Here is an 18,734-nt window from a genome sequence, read left to right as displayed (position 1 = left end):
CCTCAGCCGCGGGACGGGGCCTCGGCCGGCTGCGCCCGGTCGGTGCTGCGCAGCACCGGGGCCGGGGTGCGGGTGACCGCGAAGCCCTTCTCCACGGTGCGGGCCGTGGCCCAGATCAGCACCGCGGAGCCCACCAGGTGCAGGGCCACGGCGACGATCGGCACGCCGTTGAAGTACTGGTAGTAGCCGATGAGCGCCTGCAGGACCAGCGCGGCCAGGAGCACGTTGAGGCCCGAGGCCAGCGGCACGGGCCACCGGTGCCGGCGGGCGAGCACGAGCCCGAGGACCACGGCTGCGACGATCAGGTACACGGGGACCGCGTGGGCGCGGGTGACGAGGTAGGCGTCGAACGCGTGCCGGGCGGTGGTGTCGTCCCCGGCGTGCGGGCCGGTGCCCGTGACCAGGGTGCCCAGGTAGAGGATCAGCGCGGTGAGCACCCCCAGGCTCACCATGAGCCCGCGGACGGTCCGCCGCTGCCCGTAGGCCTGGCCGGGGCGCTCGGCGTCCCGCACGGCAGGCAGGGAGCGCCGCCGGGTGCGGTTGACCAGCACCGTGGCCAGCGCGATCATCGCCCCGGAGATGAGGTAGTGGATGCCCACGATCCACGGGTTGAGCCCGGTGAGCACGGTGATTCCGCCGACCACGGCCTGCAGCGGGATGCCGAGACCCAGCAGCAGGGCGATCCGGAAGAGGTCGCGGTGCTCGTGGCGCAGCCGGAGCACGGCCAGGAACGTCAGCACCGCCACGGCGGCCAGCAGGAAGGTCAGCAGCCGGTTGCCGAACTCGATGAGGCCGTGCATGCCCATCTCGGGGGTGTTGGTCCAGGACTCGTCCGTGCACCGGGGCCAGGTGGGGCAGCCCAGGCCCGAGCCGGTCAGCCGGACGAGCCCGCCGGTGAGGATGAGCACGGAGTTCGCCACCAGCGACGCGACGGCGAGCCACCGCACCCACGGGGTGATCCGGCTCGGCAGCAGGCCGCCGCCGTGCTCGCGGACGTCGACGTCGCTGGGGTCGCTGGCGCGGTTCATGAGTTCACTTCCGGACGGGGTCGGTGCGGCGGGGTCTCCGCGCCCAGTTTATCCGCCTCCGCGGCCCCCGGGTCCCGCCGGCCGGGACGGGCCCTCGGGGCCGGGTCCGGACCGGCGGCTCAGCTCCAGCGGAACCAGCGCACGGCCCCGGCCCAGGCGGCGGCGGCCCAGACGAGGAGCACCAGCACCGGCAGCGGCGTGGGCGCCCCGGTGAGGAACGTCTCGCGCAGGGCGGTGCCCAGCGCGCCGGAGGGGAGCACCTCCACCACCCAGGTGAGCCCCGCCGGCAGCGTGCTCGAGGGGAACAGGGTGCCGCCCACGGCGGCGAGCAGCACCCACACGAGGTTGGTGACGGCGAGGGTCGCCTCGGCGCGCACCGTGCCGGCGAGGAGCAGCCCCAGCCCGGTGAACGCCGCGGCGCCGAGCAGCAGCACCGGCACGGAGACGAGCACGGTGGCCGCGTCCGGGCGCCAGCCGAGGGCCGCGCCGAGCGCGGCCACCAGCACGTACTGCACCACGAGCACCGCGACGATCGCGAGCAGCTTGCCGGCGATCAGCCCGCCGCGGCCCAGGGGAGTGGTGGAGAGGAAGCGCAGGACCCCGTAGCGGCGGTCGAAGCCGGTCTGGATGCCCTGGCCCGAGAAGGCGTTGGAGAGCACGCACAGCGCCAGCACGCCCGGCACGGCGACGTCCACCCGGGAGGCGCCGGCCGGGACGGCGGCGTCCAGCAGGTCGGTGAGGGTCAGGGCCACGAGGGCCATGAGCGGCAGGATGACCAGCAGCAGCAGCTGCTCGCCGTTGCGCAGCACGGCCCGCGTCTCGTAGCGGGCCTGGGCGGCCACCCGGCGGGCCAGGGTGGCGGGCTCCGGGCGGGGGGCGGTGGCGGTGGGCAGGGCGGGGGCGGTCATCGGATCTCCCGTCCGGAGATGTCGAGGAAGACGTCCTCGAGGGTGCGCGGCTGGAGGGACAGGGACTCGGGCAGCGTGCCGGTCGCGGTGAACCACCGGGTCACGGTCTCGAGCATCGGGGGCGTGAGGATGCCGGTGAGGGTCACGGTGCGGTCGGCGCGGTCCGCCCGGACGCCCTCGAACCCGGGGCCGTCCCACGGGAACGGCCCCGCGCGCAGCTGCTCCGGGGCCAGCGTCAGCACGAGCACGGCAGGGGCGTCGGCGCCGGGGGCCACCAGCTCCGCCACGGACCCCTGGGCCATGACCCGGCCGTGGTCCACGATGTAGACCTGGTCGGCGAGACGCTGGGCGTCGTCGAGCAGGTGCGTGGTGAGGATGATGCACACCCCCTCCCGGCGCAGCTGCTGGACGAGGTCGAAGACGATGTTGCGGGACTGCGGGTCCATCCCGGCCGAGGGCTCGTCGAGGAAGAGCACCTCCGGGTTGCCCGCGAGGGCCGCCGCCAGGGCCACGCGCTGGCGCTGGCCGCCGGAGAGCCGGCGGACCACGGTGCGGTCGAAGCTGCTGATGCCGAGCCGCTCCACGAGCTCGTCCATGTCCCGGGGGCTGCGGTAGAGGGACGCCACGTGCCGGAGCAGCTCCAGCGGGCGCACCGCCTGGGGGAGCCCGCCGTCCTGGAGCATCACGCCCACGCGGGCGCGCAGCGCCGGGCTGGCCCGCCACGGGTCCTGCCCCAGCAGCCGGACAGTGCCGCCCGTGGGCCCCTGCAGCCCCTGGGCGCACTCCAGGGTGGTCGTCTTGCCCGCGCCGTTGGGGCCCAGCAGCGCCGTGATCTCGCCGTGCCGCGCGGTGAGGGACAGGCCGTCGACGGCGTGCACCACGTCGGCGCGCGCCGCGCCCGGTCCGGCCGGGCGCCGGGAGCGGCGCCGGCGGACCGGGAACTCCTTCACGAGGCGCTCGATCGAGAGCGCGGGCGAGGACGCGGGGGGACTCTGGGCGGGCACCGGACCAGTGTAGTGCGGGCGCGCCCGCGGCCCGGCCCCCTTGGCCCCACCGCGCCCCGGGGTTATTATGAGTAAGTCGTGATTTTTGGACGGAGCCCGGTAAGGCTCCACTTACTGGTCAGACCGGAATGAATTACGACATACTCCGGTTGTGTATTAGAAGCGTCCCTTGCGGGTCGCGCGCTGCAGCACGAGAGCCTCCACCCCCGAGCAGGAAGCGAACGGTTCACCCATGACTCAGACCACGGACGCCCGGAGCAGGTCCCGCTCCGGCCCGCGGGCGGAGCAGGAGGAGAACACCCGCTCGCGCGTGCTCGGCGCCGTCCTGGAGCACGGTCCCGTCTCCGCCGCGGACCTCGGCGAGATGCTCGAGCTGACCCCGGCCGCCGTGCGCCGGCACCTGGACGCCCTCGAGCAGCAGCACTTCATCGAGGTCACCATGGTCCGCCGCCGCAGCGGGGGCGCCGGCCGGCCCGCGCGGCGCTACGTCGTCGCCCCCGAGGGCCACGCCAAACTCGGCGACGACTACCTCGAGATCGCGACCGACGCGCTGGAGTCCATCCGCCGCATCGCCGGCCCGGACGCCGTGCACGCCTTCATCCAGGAGCGCGTGGACCGCCTGGAGGCCTCCTACCGCCCCGAGGTCGAGGCCGCCGGGGACGACGTCGCCGACCGTCTGCCCGTCCTGGTGCGGCTGCTCAGCCGCGACGGGTTCGCCGCCTCCACCAACGAGGTGGCCGTCGGCCGCGGCGAGTCCCGCACCATCGTCTCGGCGCAGCTGTGCCAGGGGCACTGCCCCGTGCGCGAGCTGGCCGCCCGCTACCCGCAGTTCTGCGAGCTGGAGACCGAGCTCATCGCCCGGCTGCTCGGCACCGACGTCCGCCGGCTCTCGACCCAGGCCGCCGGCGCGCACGTGTGCACCACGCACGTGCCCCTCACGCGGCCGGGACCCGCCGCGGCACCGACTTCCGTGGACCGCACCGCGGCCCGCGCCACAGACCAGACAACAGAGGAAGGCCGTCATGACTGACCAGATCGCCAGCGGCAACGACACTGTCATCGCCGACATCCTGGAGAAGAACCCCGAGCTCGAGGGCATCGGCACCTACGAGTACGGCTGGGCCGACTCGGACGTGGCCGGCGCCTCCGCGCGCCGCGGTGTCGACGAGGACGTCGTCCGGGACATCTCCGCGAAGAAGAGTGAACCGCAGTGGATGACCGACCTGCGGCTGAAGGGCCTGAAGTTCTTCGACCGCAAGCCCATGCCCACGTGGGGTGCGGACCTGTCCGGGATCGACTTCGACAACATCAAGTACTTCGTGCGCTCCACGGAGAAGCAGGCCGCCACCTGGGAGGACCTGCCCGAGGACATCCGCAACACCTACGAGAAGCTCGGCATCCCCGAGGCCGAGCGCGGACGGCTCGTCTCCGGCGTGGCCGCCCAGTACGAGTCCGAGGTCGTCTACCACCAGATCCGCGAGGACCTGGAGGAGCAGGGCGTCATCTTCCTCGACACCGACACCGCGCTCAAGGAGCACCCGGAGCTCTTCGCGGAGTACTTCGGCACGGTCATCCCCGTGGGCGACAACAAGTTCGCGTCCCTGAACACGGCCGTGTGGTCCGGCGGCTCCTTCGTCTACGTCCCCAAGGGCGTGCACGTCGAGATCCCGCTACAGGCCTACTTCCGCATCAACACGGAGAACATGGGCCAGTTCGAGCGGACGCTCATCATCGCGGACGAGGACTCCTACGTCCACTACATCGAGGGCTGCACCGCGCCGATCTACAAGACCGACTCGCTGCACTCCGCCGTCGTGGAGATCATCGTCAAGAAGAACGCCCGCGTGCGCTACACGACCATCCAGAACTGGTCGAACAACGTGTACAACCTCGTGACCAAGCGCGCGATCGCCCACGAGGGCGCCACCATGGAGTGGATCGACGGCAACATCGGCTCGAAGGTCACCCAGAAGTACCCGGCGGTCTACATGACCGGCGAGCACGCCCGCGGCGAGACCCTCTCGATCGCGTTCGCCGGCGAGGGGCAGCACCAGGACACCGGGTCCAAGATGGTGCACATCGCCCCGAACACGTCGTCGTCGATCGTCTCGAAGTCCGTGGCCCGCAACGGCGGCCGCGCCGCCTACCGCGGTCTCGTGCAGGTGCGCGAGGGCGCCCACGGCTCGAGGTCCAACGTGGTCTGCGACGCCCTGCTGGTGGACACGATCTCCCGCTCCGACACGTACCCGTACGTCGACATCCGCGAGGACGACGTCACCATGGGCCACGAGGCGACCGTCTCGCGCGTCTCCGAGGAGCAGCTGTTCTACCTCATGCAGCGCGGGATGGCCGAGGACGAGGCCATGGCGATGATCGTGCGCGGGTTCGTGGAGCCGATCGCCCGCGAGCTGCCCATGGAGTACGCGCTCGAACTCAACCGCCTCATCGAACTGCAGATGGAAGGATCCGTTGGCTGACATGTCCAAGCTGAACGAAACGATTCGCAACGCCACGGAGGCCGCCGCCTCCGCGGCCACCGCGGTGGCCGACAAGGCCGTCGGCGCGGCCAAGGACGCCTACGGCAACCTGGGCGAGAAGGTCGACGGGGTCCGCACCGGGGAGGGGCGCGTCGCCATCCCGGGCATGGACCTGGAGGGGGAGCGGCTGGCCCGCGACAAGGTCGAGAACGACACCCTGGTGCGGCACACCGCCCACGGCGACATCTCCGGCGTGCCCGACTCCTCGCGGGCCGGGCGGCGCACGTCCTACGACGTCGCCGACTTCCCGAAGCTGACCGGCCGGGAGGAGGACTTCCGGTTCACCCCGCTCAAGCGCCTCAAGGGGCTGCACGCCGACGCCCTGACCGGCCCCGCGCCGGCGGTGACCGTGGACTCGGACGCCGTGCGCGTCGAGACCGTGGGCCGGGACGACGCCCGCATCGGCAGCGCCGGGATCCCCGAGGACCGCGTCTCCGCCAACGCGTGGAGCAGCGTCACCGAGGCCACGGTGCTCACCGTGCCGCAGGAGACCGAGGTCGCCGCGCCCGTGCTCGTCGACATCCACGGCTCGGACGCCACCCCGGCTGCCCAGCACCTCGTGATCGACGCCCAGCCCTTCTCCAAGGCCCTCGTGGTCCTGCGCCACCACGGCAGCGCCGTGCTCTCGCAGAACGTCGAGTTCCGGGTCGCCGACTCCGCGAACCTCACCGTGGTGACCCTCCAGGAGTGGGACGACGACGCCGTGCACGCCTCCTCCCAGCAGGCGCGCCTCGGCCGGTCCGCGACCTTCAAGCACGTGCTCGTCAGCCTCGGCGGCGACCTCGTGCGGGTCACCCCGTCCACCCGCTTCGACGCCCCGGGCGGCTCCGTGGAGATGTACGGGCTGACCTTCGTGGACGCCGGCCAGCACCTGGAGTCCCGGCTGTTCGTGGACCACTCCCAGCCGCACTGCACCTCGCGGGTGACCTACAAGTCCGCGCTGCAGGGCGAGAACGCGCACGGCGTGTGGATCGGCGACGTCCTCATCCGCGCCACCGCGGAGGCCACCGACACCTACGAGCTCAACCGGAACCTGATCCTCAACGACGGCCCGCGGATGGACTCCGTGCCGAACCTGGAGATCGAGACCGGCCTCATCACCGGTGCGGGCCACGCCTCCACCACGGGCCAGCTGGACGACGAGCACCTGTACTACCTCATGTCCCGGGGCATCCCCGAGGACGAGGCGCGCCGGCTCGTGGTCCGCGGGTTCCTCTTCGAGATCATCCAGCAGATCGGTGTCCCGGACATCGAGGAGCGGCTGCGCGGGTCCGTCCAGGACGAGCTCGCCTCCGCGAACTACTGATCCGCCGCGCCCGCACGCACCCTTCCGACCCCAGACTTTTTCGACCACAGGAGAACCATCCATGGCAACTCTCGAGATCAAGGACCTGCACGCGTCCGTCGTGCTCGACGACGAGACCACCAAGCCGATCCTCAAGGGCGTGAACCTGACCATCACCTCCGGTGAGGTCCACGCGATCATGGGCCCCAACGGCTCCGGCAAGTCCACGCTGGCCTCCACCATCGCCGGGCACCCCAAGTACGTCGTCGACTCCGGCGAGGTCCTCCTCGACGGCCAGAACGTCCTGGAGATGTCCGTGGACGAGCGCGCCCGCGCCGGGCTCTTCCTGGCCATGCAGTACCCGGTGGAGATCCCCGGCGTGACGACCTCCAACTTCCTGCGCACGGCCAAGACCGCGATCGACGGCGAGGCCCCCTCGCTGCGCACGTGGACCAAGGACGTCAAGGCCGCCATGGAGCAGCTGAAGATCAGCCCCGACATGATCCAGCGCAACGTCAACGAGGGCTTCTCCGGCGGCGAGAAGAAGCGCCACGAGATTCTCCAGCTCGAGCTGCTCAAGCCGAAGATCGCCCTGCTGGACGAGACCGACTCCGGGCTCGACGTGGACGCGCTCAAGGTCGTCTCCGAGGGCGTCAACCGCGCCCTGGAGACCAACGACATGGGCGTCATGCTCATCACCCACTACACCCGCATCCTGCGCTACATCAAGCCGCAGTTCGTGCACGTGTTCCACGACGGCCGCGTGGTGGACGAGGGCGGTCCCGAGCTCGCCGAGCGGCTCGAGAACGAGGGCTACGACCGCTACCTGGCCCCCGCCAAGTAAGCGGCTCCGACCCCACCAGCTTTCGAAAGGAGGCCAGCGATGGCCGACACCCCTGCTGAGACCACCGCCGACCCCGCGACCGCGGGCCGGCCCTCCGCCGAGGAGGTCGAGGAGGCGCTCAAGAACGTCATCGACCCCGAGCTCGGCGTCAACATCGTGGACCTGGGCCTGCTCTACGGCTCCAAGTGGGCCGAGGACGGCGCCCTGGTCCTCGACATGACCCTGACCACGGCCGCGTGCCCGCTGCAGGACGTCATCGAGGAGCAGTGCGCGCAGAACCTCGACCCCATGGTGGACGAGTGGCGCGTCAACTGGGTCTGGATGCCGCCGTGGGGTCCCGACCGGATCACCGAGGACGGCCGCGACCAGATGCGGGCCCTGGGCTTCAACATCTGAGTCCTCCTCCGCACCGACGCTGCCCCGCCCACCTCGCAGGAGGTGGGCGGGGCGTCGTCGTGCCGCGCCCCGTTCGATAAGTAACCTTGCGAATTGTGGGTGCGCCGACGCCGCGCGCTCCTACACTGCCGTCATGGGCCAGACCTTGCTCTTCGGGATCGTCGCCTCGAGCGCGCTCGTCATCGGGGCGCTGGTCGGCGTGCGCTTCGAGCTCCCGAAGCGCCTGCTCGCCATCCTGCTGTCCTTCGCCGCGGGCGCGCTCATCACCGCGCTGGCCTTCGAGCTGTTCGAGGACGCCTACGAGCGGGGCGGAATCTGGCTCGCCGTCATCGGTCTCTTCGCCGGCGCCGTGGTCTTCACGGCGCTCAGCGCCCTCCTGGACCGCTGGGCGCAGCCGGGACCGGCCTCCGCGGACGCGGAGCAGCAGCAGGGCAGCGCCAAGCTGGACACCGACGCCGCCGCGGACGAGAAGGCGCCGACGGCCGCCTCCACCGGCGGCGCCGCGGGGCTGGCGCTGCTGGCCGCCGTCACCCTGGACGGCGTGCCCGAGAACGTGGCGCTGGGCGTCTCGCTCACCGAGGGCACGGGCGGCCTGGCCCTGCTCGCGGCGATCTTCGTGTCCAACCTGCCCGAGTCCCTGGTCGGCGCGGCGTCCATGCGCGAGCAGGGCATGCCCCGCGGCAAGGCCGTCCTGCTCTGGACGGTCTGCGCCGTGCTCCTGGTGGTGGCCGTGCTGATCGGCGCCGGTCCGCTGGCCGGCAGCGACCCCGAGACGATCTCCCTGCCGCTCGCCTTCGCCGCCGGCGCGGTGATCGCGTCCCTGGCCGACACCCTGATGCCGGAGGCCTACGAGCACGGCGGGCCGGCGGTGGCCCTGAGCACGGCGGCGGGCTTCGCCCTGTCCTTCGCCCTGTCCCTGGCCTGAGCACCGCTCGGCGCTCCCCGGGGGGCGTCACGCCGCGCGTCCCGTGCTCCGCTCGGGCCCGGTCCGTGGCAGAGTCGACGCGTGAACACCGACGAAAAGCGCATCGCCCTGCTCATCGACGCCGACAACGCACCGGCGGCCAAGATCGACGTGGTCCTCGCCGAGGTGGCCCGCCACGGCGCCGCGAACGTCCGGCGCGCCTACGGCAACTGGAAGAGCCCGCACCTGCAGCAGTGGGAGGCGGTGCTGCACGCGTACGCGATCCGGCCGATCCAGCAGTTCGCCTACAGCACCGGCAAGAACGCCTCGGACATGGCCATGGTGATCGACGCCATGGACCTCCTCTACGCCGGATCGGTCGACGGCTTCGCGATCGTCTCCAGCGACGCCGACTTCACCCCGCTGGTGATGCGGATCCTCACCGACGGGCACAAGGTCTACGGATTCGGCCAGCGGCAGACCCCGGAGCCGTTCATCAACGCCTGCTCGCAGTTCACCTACGTGGAGAGCCTGGGGGAGCCCGCCGAGGAGAAGCCCGGGGAGGCGCCGGCGGCCGCGCCGCAGCAGGCGCTGCGCGGGGACGCCCGGCTGGTCAGGATGCTGCGGAGCGCGGTGGACGCCGCCAGCGGCGACGACGGCTGGGCGCACCTCGGCGCGGTCGGCCAGCAGATCGGCAACCAGGCGTCCTTCGACTCCCGCAACTACGGGTACCGCAAGCTCAGCGACCTCATCGAGGCCACCGGCCTCTTCGACGTCCGCCGGCAGAACCCGGGCGTCCAGGTGCGGGACAGCCGCCGCCGCTGACCCGGGCGCGCTCGGAGGGGGTCAGAGGGCCGGCGGGGCGTTCAGGTCGCGGGCGCTGAAGGTGTCGCAGGCGTTGATGTCGCCGGTGCGGTAGCCCGCGTAGAACCACAGCTGCCGCTGGGCGGAGGCGCCGTGGGTGAAGTTCTCGGGGCTGACCCGTCCCTGCGTGGTCTCCTGGATCCGGTCGTCGCCGATCGCGGAGGCGGCGTCGAGGGCCTGGTCGAGCTCCTCCTGGGAGATGTCGCCCAGGTCCACGGCCCCGGACGTGTCCCCGGCGGCGCCGCCGGCCCACAGCCCGGCCAGGCAGTCGGCCTGCAGCTCCACGCGCACGGCGCCGGACTCGGGGCCCTGCGGGTCCTGCTGGGCGTAGCCGAGGGTGCCGATCTGGTTCTGGATGTGGTGGCCGAACTCGTGGGCGAGCACGTACTCCTCGGCCAGCGGACCGCCCTCGGCGCCGAACTGGGTCTGCAGCTCGTCGAAGAACGCGATGTCGAGGTAGGCGGTCTCGTCCGCGGGGCAGTAGAACGGGCCCACGGCCGAGGACGCCGCGCCGCACCCGGTGTTGGTCTGGCCCTCGAACAGCTCCACGCCGGGCATCACGTACTGCTCGCCCGTGGCCTGCGGCAGGTAGTCCTCCCAGAACTGGTCGAGGCTCTGCGCGGTGGCGATCATCCGGCAGTCGGTGTACCGGTTGGCGTCCTCACCGGTCCGGCACCGCTCCGCCCGCTCCTGCTCCACGGAGGTCTGCGACCCGGTGTCCTGGCCGCCCCCGCCGGTGATCGCGTCGATGCCGTCCTGGCCGAAGAGCAGCCCCACGACGAGCAGCAGCAGTCCGCCGCCCAGTCCACCGCCCACGGCGATCCCGCGTCCTCGCCCGCCGCCGCTGCCGACGCGGGAGGCGTCCAGCTGGGAGCTGTTGTCGAAACTCATGGCTGAAGTGTAAGCCGTCTGATGGTGGCGCGGGTGCCGGCGCTCAGTCGAAGCCGCGGGCGGCGAGGGCCTCACCGGTCCGCTGGGCGTAGGCGACGGCGGAGATCACCGCCGGGGTCACCAGTCGCACGGGGTTCGGGCGCAGCCCACGGGCTCGCACGGCGTCCCGGAGCTCGCCCACGGCGCCCACGATGAAGGGGATCGAGCGCAGCATCAGGGAGATCGCCAGGCCGATGCGCTCGGGGTCCGCCCCGACCAGCCGCACCGGCGAGCACAGCCACACGACGCCGTCGAGGAGCTCCGGCAGGGGCGTGGTGTGCATCAGGACCCGGGTGAGCACGAGGAGGACGACGATCGTCAGCACCACGTCGGCGGCCATGGCCGGTCCCGAGGTCAGGACGTGGTAGACGGCCAGCAGGACCAGCACGGGCAGCGCGGGGGCGAGTCCCCGCCACCATTCGCAAGCGCCGATGCCCGCGGCGGAGCCCGCGACGAGCAGGAGCAGAGTGAGCGCGGCGGGGACCGGCCACGAGGGCGAGAGCACCACGGCCAGGGTCACGGCGACGATGCCGAGCCCCTTGACCCGGAGCGGGGCGCGGTGCAGGGGGCCGGTGCCGGGGGAGTAGCTGCCGAAGAGGTCCGGGCCCCGGCTCACGGGCGCGCCTCCCCGGGGAAGCCGTGCGCGCACCACCGTTCGTAGGCGGGGACGACCTCCTCGGGCGGACCGTCCGCGACCAGGGCGCCCTCGTGCAGGACCAGGACGCGCGGGGCGGTCGCGGCCAGGCCGAGGTCGTGCGTGGAGATCAGCAGCTGGTGCGGGAGCCCGTCGAGCAGCCCCATGAGCCGCCCCCGGTTGCGCAGGTCGAGGAGGGTGGTGGGCTCGTCGAGGACGAGCACCTCGGGCTCCACGGCGAGCACCGCGGCGAACGCCGCCAACTGGCGCTCCCCGCCGGAGAGGTCGTAGATGCTGTGCTCGGCCCGGTGGCCGATGCCCGCGCGCTCGAGCAGCTCGAGGGCGGCGGTCCGTCGTCGGGCCCGGGGCACGCCGGCCCCGCGCAGGGACAGCTCGACGTCCTCGACCGGGGTCGGCATCACCAGCTGGGAGAGGGGGTCGGTGAACACGAAGCCCACCCGACGCCGGGCCGCGCGCACGTCCCGGGCCACGTCGGTGCCGTGCACCGTGACCGAGCCCGAGGACGGGCGGACGAGGCCGTTGAACAGCCGCAGGAGCGTGGACTTCCCGGATCCGTTGAGCCCGAGCACGGCCACCCGCCGCTCGCCCAGGCTCACGTCGAGGTCGCGCAGCAGGGTCAGCTCACCCGAGGCGGTGGGCACCGTGACGGTCACGCGGGAGCACACGAGGGCCGCGGCCCCGGGGGATCCGGGCACGGCTCAGCGCGTGCCCGCGATCCGGGGGAACGCCTTGTGCACGCCCACGGCGATGACCGCCGCGAGCACCACCTTGAGCAGGTCGCCGGGCCAGAACACGAGGTCGGCGAGGAACGCGTCCTGGAAGGGCAGGCGCGCGTTGACCACCAGGCCGAGGATGCCGCCGATCCGGATCACCACGAAACCGGCCAGGGCCGCGGCCACCAGCCGCAGGGTGTAGGTGCCGGTGCGCTCGTAGCGGGCGTTGGTGGCGCCGCCGTCGTTGGCCCGGCGGGCCGGGATCAGCCACTGGGCCACGTAGCCGGCCGCGGCCGCGGCGAACGGGAAGGCCAGGATGTAGCCCGCCGAGGGCCCGGCGAGCACGCCGAAGCCGCCGCGGAAGCCCGCGAACACCGGCACGCCGATCAGGCCCACCAGGACGTACAGCGCCACGGCCAGGAGCCCGCGGGTGCCGCCCAGGACCAGGCCGGTCAGGAACACGGCGAGGGTCTGCAGGGTCAGCGGCACCCCCGCCGCGCCCAGGGGGATCCCGGGGAGCACGGACAGGGCGGCCGTGAGGGCGGCGAACACGGCGATGTTCGCGAGGTCCTCGGCGGTGATGGTGCGGCGGCGCTCGACGTTGGTCATGGCACCCAGACTAGGGCTTGCGGGCCCCCGGGGCGGAACCGGTGTCCTCGTCCTGCGCGGGCCCCGCGCCGTCGGCGTCGTCGCGCTGCCGGACGGCGTCGCGCTCCGTGGCCCCGAAGCGTCCGCCCAGGGCCTGCTGGTAGCGCATCCGCTGGTACTTCCAGCGCTCGGCCATGGTGGCCTTGGCCTCGACGCGGTCCTTCGGGTTCACCGGGTCCGGGCCGAGCACCGGGTCGTCGCCGACCTGGTAGCGGTTGGACCAGACCTGGATGACGGCCCACGCCACGGCGGTGTACGGCACGGCCAGGATGGCGCCGAAGATGCCGCCGACCAGCGTGCCGACGGTCAGGGCGAGCAGCACCATGAGGGCGTGCAGGCTGAGGGTGCGGCCCATGATGATGGGCTGCAGGATGTTGCCCTCGATCTGGTTCACCGCGACGATCACGACGACCACGAACAGGGCGATGACCGGCCCGTTGGTGACCAGGGCGACCAGGGCGGCGATGATGCCCGCGATGGTGGCGCCGACCACCGGGATGAACGCGGTGACGAACACGAGGACCGCGAGGGGGATCGCCAGGGGGACGCCCAGGACGAGCAGCGCGCCCCCGATGAGCACGGCGTCCACCGCCGCCACGAACGCCGTCCCGCGGACGTAGCCGCCGAGCACCTGCGCGCTGCGGTCCACGGACTCCGCGAGTTTGGCCCGGCGCTCGCCGCGGAACCAGCGCAGCGTGAAGTTCCACATCTTCTCGCCGTCCTTGAGGCAGAAGAAGAGCACCACGATCATCAGCACCAGGCCGGTCACGAACTCGGTGGCGGCGCCCAGGCCGCTGAGGGCGCCGCCTGCGAAGGAGCCGCTGGTGACGAAGTCCCCGGCCTGCTGGACGGCGGAGTCGATGGCGGCCGTGTCGACGGGGATCGGTCCGGACTGCACGAGGCGCTGCAGCTCCTCCCAGCCCTCCACCGCCGAGGCGGTGAGCGTGTCCCACTCGCTGCGCACGGCGAGCACGATGCCGGTGAGCACCCCGCCGACGAGTGCCAGGATCCCGAGGAAGGCGGCGAGGGTGGCCAGCAGGTTGGACCAGCCCTTGCGCTCGAGCCACTTCACGACCGGTCCCACGGCGGAGGCCAGGATGAGCGCGACGAGCACGGCGATGAGCACGACCTTGACCTGCAGCAGGATCCAGATCAGCCCGACCACCACGGCGGCGACGAGCAGGGTCTGGGCGGCGCGGGAACCGGCCCGGCCGAGGGAGTCCGCCCAGGGGCTGACGGCGGGGGCGAGGGCCTGGGTGGCCTCCTCGAAGCCGGCGGGCTCGACCCCGGGGCCCGTGGCGGGGGCCGCGCTGGTGCCGGGGTCGGCCTGACCGCCGAGGACGCGCTCGGCGTGCAGCGGCGCCGCACTCGAGCCTCCGGACGACGTGCTGTGCTGCTCGGGGCGTGGGGGATTTCCCATGCGGGCGCTCCTCGGGGCGTGGGTGGCGAAGGGAAGACGGGCACCGCGGACGGGACGACGGCGATCGAGCCAACACTAAGGCGACTGTGGAGGGCTGTCCAACGGTGCCCGCGCGCGTGGGCCGGAGGGCTCAGCGGGGGTCGTCGACGACGAAGACCGCGGTGAGCACGTGCCGGCGCCGCACGACCACGTCCTGCATCAGCGCGGGAGCCTCGTCGAAGGGCACGACGTCGCTGATCAGGTGCTCGCGGATCTCGCCGCCGTGGGCGGCCAGCAGGCGGATGGTCTCCGCGGACAGCCGCTGCCGGTCCCAGGTGTGGGCGAGACCACGGGGGACCCGGCCGATCTGTGCGCAGCGCAGGCTCAGCCCGTTGTGGTGGAACTCCTCGCCCAGCCGTACCGCGTCCGCGCCTGCGGTGTAGAACGCCAGGTCGATGACGCTGCCCTGCGGCCGGACCGCGCGCAGCGCCGCGTGCAGGGCCTCGGGCTTGCCGCGGCACTGGAACACGAGGTCCGCGCCGTGGTCGCCGGGCCCGTGCCGCCAGCGGGTCTTGAGCACCCGGCCGGGGTCGTCGGCGAGGTCCAGGGGGAAGAAGCCCAGCCGCTCGGCGAGCGCCCGCCGTCGAGGGTCGGCGTCGGCGACGGCGACCTCGCGCGCGCCGAGGGCGCGGGCGAACAGGGCCGTCATGAGACCCACCGGGCCCGCGCCCGTGACCAGCACGAGCCGCCCGGCGACCCCGTCGCCGAGCCCGCGGACCGGTCCCGCGTCCGCCGCGGCGTGCAGCAGCCCGTTGGCGCAGATGGGGCCGAAGTGGGCGACGAACACGCCGAGCAGGGGGTCCAGCGTCTCCGGCAGCGGCACCAGGTGCTCGGTGAGCGGGTCGGCGACGTGGGCGGTGGCGTGGCCGTAGGCCGTGGCGAGCACGTCGCCGGCCCGGAACGCCGGCGTGCGGGAGCTCGCCACCCGGGCGACCTCCATGTAGCCCAGGCGGCGCACCGGGTAGCCCTGCTCCGCGGCACCGGGCCGGAACAGCCCGAGCTCGGTGTCGTGCCGGGAGTGCAGCCCCGGGTGGTCTCCCTTGACGAAGGCCAGCTCCGTGCCCGCGGACAGCCCTGTGGCGAGGGTCTCCAGCAGCACGCCGCCGTCCGGGACCGCGGGCAGCTCCTCCTCCACGATCTCGATCCGGTGCCGGGCGGGGACGACGAGGTTGCGGCGCGCTCTCACGGCTCACCCGCCGGTCCTGCGCGGTCCGGTCCCACGCGGTCCGGGTCCGCCAGGGCGACGGGCCGCCCGGTGCGCGCCGAGTCGGCGATCGCGCACGCGAGCCGGTGGGTGCGCAGCGCCTCGCCGTAGGGTGCGCGGGTGGACTCGCGCTCGCCGCGCACCGCCTCGAGGAACTCCCGGTCGACGGTCACCCTCGGGTCCTCGGCGGGGGTGTGCTCGGAGCGGTCCCGCGCGGCGTAGGCGGTGAGGCCCTGCTCCGAGAGCTCCAGGTAGAGCCCGCGGCTCACGGTGTGCAGGGCGGCGCGGTGCTTGACCGCGAGCGCCGACGTCGCGGCGAGCGTGGCGACGGCCCCGGAGCGGAAGCGCACGGTCGCGGCGGTGGCGTCGTCGACGTCGCCGTAGTCCTGCGGGGCCCCGTCCGGGGCCCTGCGGATCCCTGCGGCGTACACCTCGACGGCCTCGCCCAGCAGGAAGCGGGCGGTGTCCAGCACGTGGGTGAGCTGCTCCACGACCTGGCCGCCCGAGCGGTCCGTCCGCCCCCACCACGGCACGGGCGGTCGCTTGTCCAGCCAGTAGCCGTTGGCCAGCAGCGGGGGCGCCTCGGCGAGGAGCTCCCGGGCCAGCACGGCGGTGTCGAGGCAGCGCCAGTGGTAGCCGGTGCCCGTGACCACCCCGCTCTCCTCGACCCGGGCGCCGATCTGCTCGGCGACGTCCAGGCCCAGTCCCACGGGCTTCTCCACGAACAGCGCCTTGCCGCGCTCCAGCGCGGCGAGCTCGGCGGGCCCGTGGGCGAACGGCGGCACGCAGACGTAGACGGCGTCGGCCGCCACGGCGTCGAGGGCCTGCGCGGGGTCGGTGAACGCGGGGACGTCGAGTTCAGCGGCCAGGGCGGTGGCGGCGGGCAGGTGCGCGTCCGTCACCCCGACCACGCGCGCCCCGCCGAGCCCGTGCAGCACGTCGACGTGGCGACGGGCCACGGATCCCGCCCCGACCAGGGTGATGCGCAGCGTCATGTCGGGTTCTCCTCCAGGAGCCGGTGGTACAGGTCCAGGTAGCGCCGGGCCATGCCCGCCGGCGTCCACTGCTCGGCGGCGTCCCGGCAGGTCTGCGGGTCGATGCTGTCCAGGTCCCGCAGGTGCTCGACCAGGTCGTCCTCCGCCGCGGCCAGGAACCCGGTGCGGCCGTGCTCCACCAGGGAGGGCAGCACCCCCAGGGGGGTCCCCACGACGGGCACCCCCCGGGACAGCGCCTCGACGACACCGGTGGCCCCGGGTTCGGCCCAGCGGTTGGGCGTCAGCAGGGCGCGGGCCGAGCGCAGCAGGCGCTCCTTGCGCTCGCCCGCCACCCCGCCCACCCAGGCCACCGACGTCCCGTCGACCAGGGGCCGGACCGCCTCGAGCCAGTACCGGACGTCGGGGTGGGAGCGCAGCGCCTCGTCGCCGTCGGCGAGGCGCCGCTCCAGCTCCTCGGGGTCGTCGATGCCGGCCACGGGCCCGGCCAGCACCAGCGGGATCCCCGCCCGCCGGCAGACGCGGGCTGCGGTGTCCTGGCCCTTGTCGGCGGTGATCCGGGCCAGCACCAGCGCGTGCTCGCCCCGGGGCGCGTCCACGGGCAGCCCCGGGGGCGCGGCCAGCGGCACCACCCCCAGCGTCTGCCGCCGCAGGTTGGCCGGCGCCCGCTCGAGCTGGGACGCGGAGACCGCCGCGAACCGGACCCGGCCCCGTCCGTCGAACGCCGAGTAGAACTCGGGGTGCTTGCGCAGGTCCCAGTGCAGGGTCTGCAGCACCGGTGGGGCCGCCGTGCCCATCGCGCCCAGCACGGACGGTCCCACGACCTCCAGGTGGTCGTGCACGAGGTCCCACCGCCGCGGTCCCCGCAGCGCGTCCACGAGGCCCTGCATGTGCGCGTGGGCGATGCCCGAGACCCGGTTGTAGGGCATCGCGATGGAGCGGAACGCGGGCTCGGGCAGGGGGCGCAGGTGGTCGTCGGCCTCGAGCGTGCTGGGGCCCACCGTGGCGAGCGTGACGTGCACGCCGGCGCGCCGGAGCTCCGGCACCAGGGTGGCGACCACCGTCTCGATCCCGCCGTAGCCGGACGGGGGCACAGGCAGCCAGGGGCCCGCGTTGACGAGCACCCGCAGCGCGCTCATGCGACGCGGCCGGCCGGCTGCGCCCGGTACTCGGGCACCTGCACCATGGGCGGGCGCTCGCGGACGCTGACGTCGTGGACCTCGGCGAGGAAGCGCTCCCCCTGGCGCAGGAACTGCGTGAGGCGCCCGCTCTCGTCGGCGACGGGGGAGTCGCAGCGCAGCCGCGCCTGGACTGTCAGCTGGATCTGGGCGGCCATGCGGGCCAGGGCGGCGTCGGAGGAGTTCCGGTGGGACCGGACACCCAGGTCCACCTGGGCCATCGCGTCCAGGCCCACGGCCTCCAGCACGTCGATGAGCATCGCGATCTCCACCCCGTACCCGGAGACGAACGGCACCCGTTCGAGCAGGCTCCGGCGTCCCGCGTACTCCCCGGCCAGCGGCTGGACCAGCCCCGCCAGCTGCGGCCAGAACAGGTTCAGCAGCGGGCGGGCCACGAGCTCGGTGACGCGCCCACCGCCCGCCGGCATCACCGTGGCGCCGTCGTGCAGCGGGCGGTCGTAGCAGCTCTTGACGAACTGCACCCCCGGCTCGGTCAGCAGCGGCCCCAGCAGCCCCACGGCGAACTGCGGGTCGAACTCCCGCAGGTCCGAGTCCACGAACGCGAGCACGTCCCCGGTGGTCACGGCCAGGGACTTCCACAGCGCCTCGCCCTTGCCGGGGACGTTGCCGTGGGCGGGCAGGATGTCGGCCTGCCGGTGGACTCGGGCCCCGGCCGCCGCGGCGACCGCCCCCGTGCCGTCCGTCGAGTCGGAGTCGATGACGACGAGCTCGTCGATCAGCGCCACGTCCTCCATGAGCGTGCGCCGCAGCGCGGTGACGATCGCGCCCACGGTCTCGGCCTCGTTGCGGGCCGGGAGCACCACGCTGACCGTGCTGCCGCGCTTCCGGCGGCAGAGCTGCTCGGCGGACCACTGGCTGCCGTGGTAGCTGCGGGTGGTGAACCACTGCTGGACGTCCTGTCGCATGCTGCCCGCTTCCGACGATGAGAAATACTGGAAGGAGACTGACCAGTTGACGTCGGACACTACCCAGCGACGGCCCCGCCGAGAAGAGTCCGCCCGGAGTCGGGCGATTGTGTCGGGCGAATGTGTCAGCCTCCGGGCCCGGGCCGCGCAGAAGATGCCCCGGAGAAGGCGCCCGTCCGGCACGTGAGCAAGAACGCGGACCCGGCCCGCTGGGCGGGGTGCCGCCGCGGAACGGGGACCGGTAGAATGGACAGGTTGC

19 protein-coding genes are annotated in these 18,734 nt (G+C 73.3%); 7 read left to right on the top strand and 12 right to left on the bottom strand.

Annotated features, from left to right (window positions below; translation table 11 throughout):
- Positions 1-2 precede the first annotated feature (2 nt).
- From CK505_RS14385 to CK505_RS14375, 3 genes are all read right to left on the bottom strand, one after another.
- The gene (locus CK505_RS14385) at positions 3-1,028 is read right to left on the bottom strand and encodes a heme A synthase (RefSeq protein ID WP_035923968.1); all 1,026 of its coding nucleotides are present in this window, start codon (positions 1,026-1,028) and stop codon (positions 3-5) included.
- A gap of 119 nt (positions 1,029-1,147) precedes the next feature.
- Complete coding sequence (locus CK505_RS14380) at positions 1,148-1,936, bottom strand: ABC transporter permease (RefSeq protein ID WP_035923967.1); 789 nt, start codon at positions 1,934-1,936, stop codon at positions 1,148-1,150.
- Positions 1,933-2,940, bottom strand: a complete 1,008-nt coding sequence (locus tag CK505_RS14375) for an ABC transporter ATP-binding protein (protein ID WP_095651529.1) — start codon at positions 2,938-2,940, stop codon at positions 1,933-1,935. The genes CK505_RS14380 and CK505_RS14375 overlap by 4 nt, the downstream gene beginning before the upstream one ends.
- 232 nt (positions 2,941-3,172) lie before the next feature.
- On the opposite strand from CK505_RS14375, the gene CK505_RS14370 reads away from it, so the two are divergent.
- The 7 genes from CK505_RS14370 (at position 3,173) to CK505_RS14340 (ending at position 9,731) form a co-directional block, all read left to right on the top strand.
- Positions 3,173-3,970 (top strand): metalloregulator ArsR/SmtB family transcription factor, encoded by a 798-nt coding sequence (locus tag CK505_RS14370; protein ID WP_017832790.1) that lies wholly within the window; start codon positions 3,173-3,175, stop codon positions 3,968-3,970.
- A complete protein-coding gene (gene sufB, locus CK505_RS14365; protein ID WP_035923965.1) occupies positions 3,963-5,417 on the top strand; it encodes a Fe-S cluster assembly protein SufB in 1,455 nt (484 codons plus the stop codon). The genes CK505_RS14370 and sufB overlap by 8 nt, the downstream gene beginning before the upstream one ends.
- Before the next feature lie 166 nt (positions 5,418-5,583).
- A complete protein-coding gene (gene sufD, locus CK505_RS14360; protein ID WP_043739415.1) occupies positions 5,584-6,783 on the top strand; it encodes a Fe-S cluster assembly protein SufD in 1,200 nt (399 codons plus the stop codon).
- 61 nt (positions 6,784-6,844) lie between these two features.
- Entirely contained in the window at positions 6,845-7,606 is a 762-nt protein-coding gene (sufC, locus tag CK505_RS14355; protein ID WP_017834303.1) for a Fe-S cluster assembly ATPase SufC, read from the top strand.
- 39 nt (positions 7,607-7,645) lie between these two features.
- Entirely contained in the window at positions 7,646-8,002 is a 357-nt protein-coding gene (locus tag CK505_RS14350; protein ID WP_035923963.1) for a metal-sulfur cluster assembly factor, read from the top strand.
- A gap of 133 nt (positions 8,003-8,135) precedes the next feature.
- Positions 8,136-8,927 carry a ZIP family metal transporter gene (locus CK505_RS14345; protein WP_095651528.1) on the top strand — a complete coding sequence of 264 codons (792 nt, stop codon included), beginning with the start codon at positions 8,136-8,138 and terminating at the stop codon, positions 8,925-8,927.
- A gap of 81 nt (positions 8,928-9,008) precedes the next feature.
- Entirely contained in the window at positions 9,009-9,731 is a 723-nt protein-coding gene (locus tag CK505_RS14340; protein WP_017834300.1) for an NYN domain-containing protein, read from the top strand.
- Positions 9,732-9,752: 21 nt separating this feature from the next.
- Here the strand turns inward: CK505_RS14340 and CK505_RS14335 are convergent, their stop codons facing one another.
- The 9 genes from CK505_RS14335 to CK505_RS14295 form a co-directional block, all read right to left on the bottom strand.
- Complete coding sequence (locus tag CK505_RS14335; protein ID WP_031283431.1) at positions 9,753-10,661, bottom strand: neutral zinc metallopeptidase; 909 nt, start codon at positions 10,659-10,661, stop codon at positions 9,753-9,755.
- Positions 10,662-10,704: 43 nt separating this feature from the next.
- Positions 10,705-11,316: an energy-coupling factor transporter transmembrane protein EcfT gene (locus CK505_RS14330; RefSeq protein WP_017834297.1), complete on the bottom strand. Its 612-nt coding sequence runs from the start codon at positions 11,314-11,316 to the stop codon at positions 10,705-10,707.
- A complete protein-coding gene (locus CK505_RS14325) occupies positions 11,313-12,050 on the bottom strand; it encodes an energy-coupling factor ABC transporter ATP-binding protein (RefSeq protein WP_095651527.1) in 738 nt (245 codons plus the stop codon). Before CK505_RS14325 ends, CK505_RS14330 begins: the two co-directional genes overlap by 4 nt.
- A 3-nt stretch (positions 12,051-12,053) precedes the next feature.
- Positions 12,054-12,677 (bottom strand): biotin transporter BioY, encoded by a 624-nt coding sequence (locus tag CK505_RS14320; RefSeq protein WP_017834295.1) that lies wholly within the window; start codon positions 12,675-12,677, stop codon positions 12,054-12,056.
- Positions 12,678-12,687: 10 nt separating this feature from the next.
- Positions 12,688-14,136, bottom strand: a complete 1,449-nt coding sequence (locus CK505_RS14315; protein ID WP_095651526.1) for an AI-2E family transporter — start codon at positions 14,134-14,136, stop codon at positions 12,688-12,690.
- A 130-nt stretch (positions 14,137-14,266) separates the two neighbouring features.
- Positions 14,267-15,361 (bottom strand): zinc-binding alcohol dehydrogenase, encoded by a 1,095-nt coding sequence (locus CK505_RS14310; protein ID WP_095651525.1) that lies wholly within the window; start codon positions 15,359-15,361, stop codon positions 14,267-14,269.
- Complete coding sequence (locus tag CK505_RS14305) at positions 15,358-16,374, bottom strand: Gfo/Idh/MocA family protein (RefSeq protein WP_017834292.1); 1,017 nt, start codon at positions 16,372-16,374, stop codon at positions 15,358-15,360. Before CK505_RS14305 ends, CK505_RS14310 begins: the two co-directional genes overlap by 4 nt.
- Positions 16,371-17,510, bottom strand: coding sequence for a glycosyltransferase (locus CK505_RS14300; RefSeq protein ID WP_031283427.1), 1,140 nt, complete (start codon positions 17,508-17,510; stop codon positions 16,371-16,373). Before CK505_RS14300 ends, CK505_RS14305 begins: the two co-directional genes overlap by 4 nt.
- Positions 17,507-18,475 carry a glucosyl-3-phosphoglycerate synthase gene (locus tag CK505_RS14295; RefSeq protein WP_017834290.1) on the bottom strand — a complete coding sequence of 323 codons (969 nt, stop codon included), beginning with the start codon at positions 18,473-18,475 and terminating at the stop codon, positions 17,507-17,509. The genes CK505_RS14300 and CK505_RS14295 overlap by 4 nt, the downstream gene beginning before the upstream one ends.
- Positions 18,476-18,734: the final 259 nt, after the last annotated feature.

It is taken from the genome of Kocuria sp. WN036 (genome assembly GCF_002287015.1).
GTDB classification, from domain to species: domain Bacteria; phylum Actinomycetota; class Actinomycetes; order Actinomycetales; family Micrococcaceae; genus Kocuria; species Kocuria rosea.
This window is presented reverse-complemented; position numbering and strand designations above follow the sequence as displayed.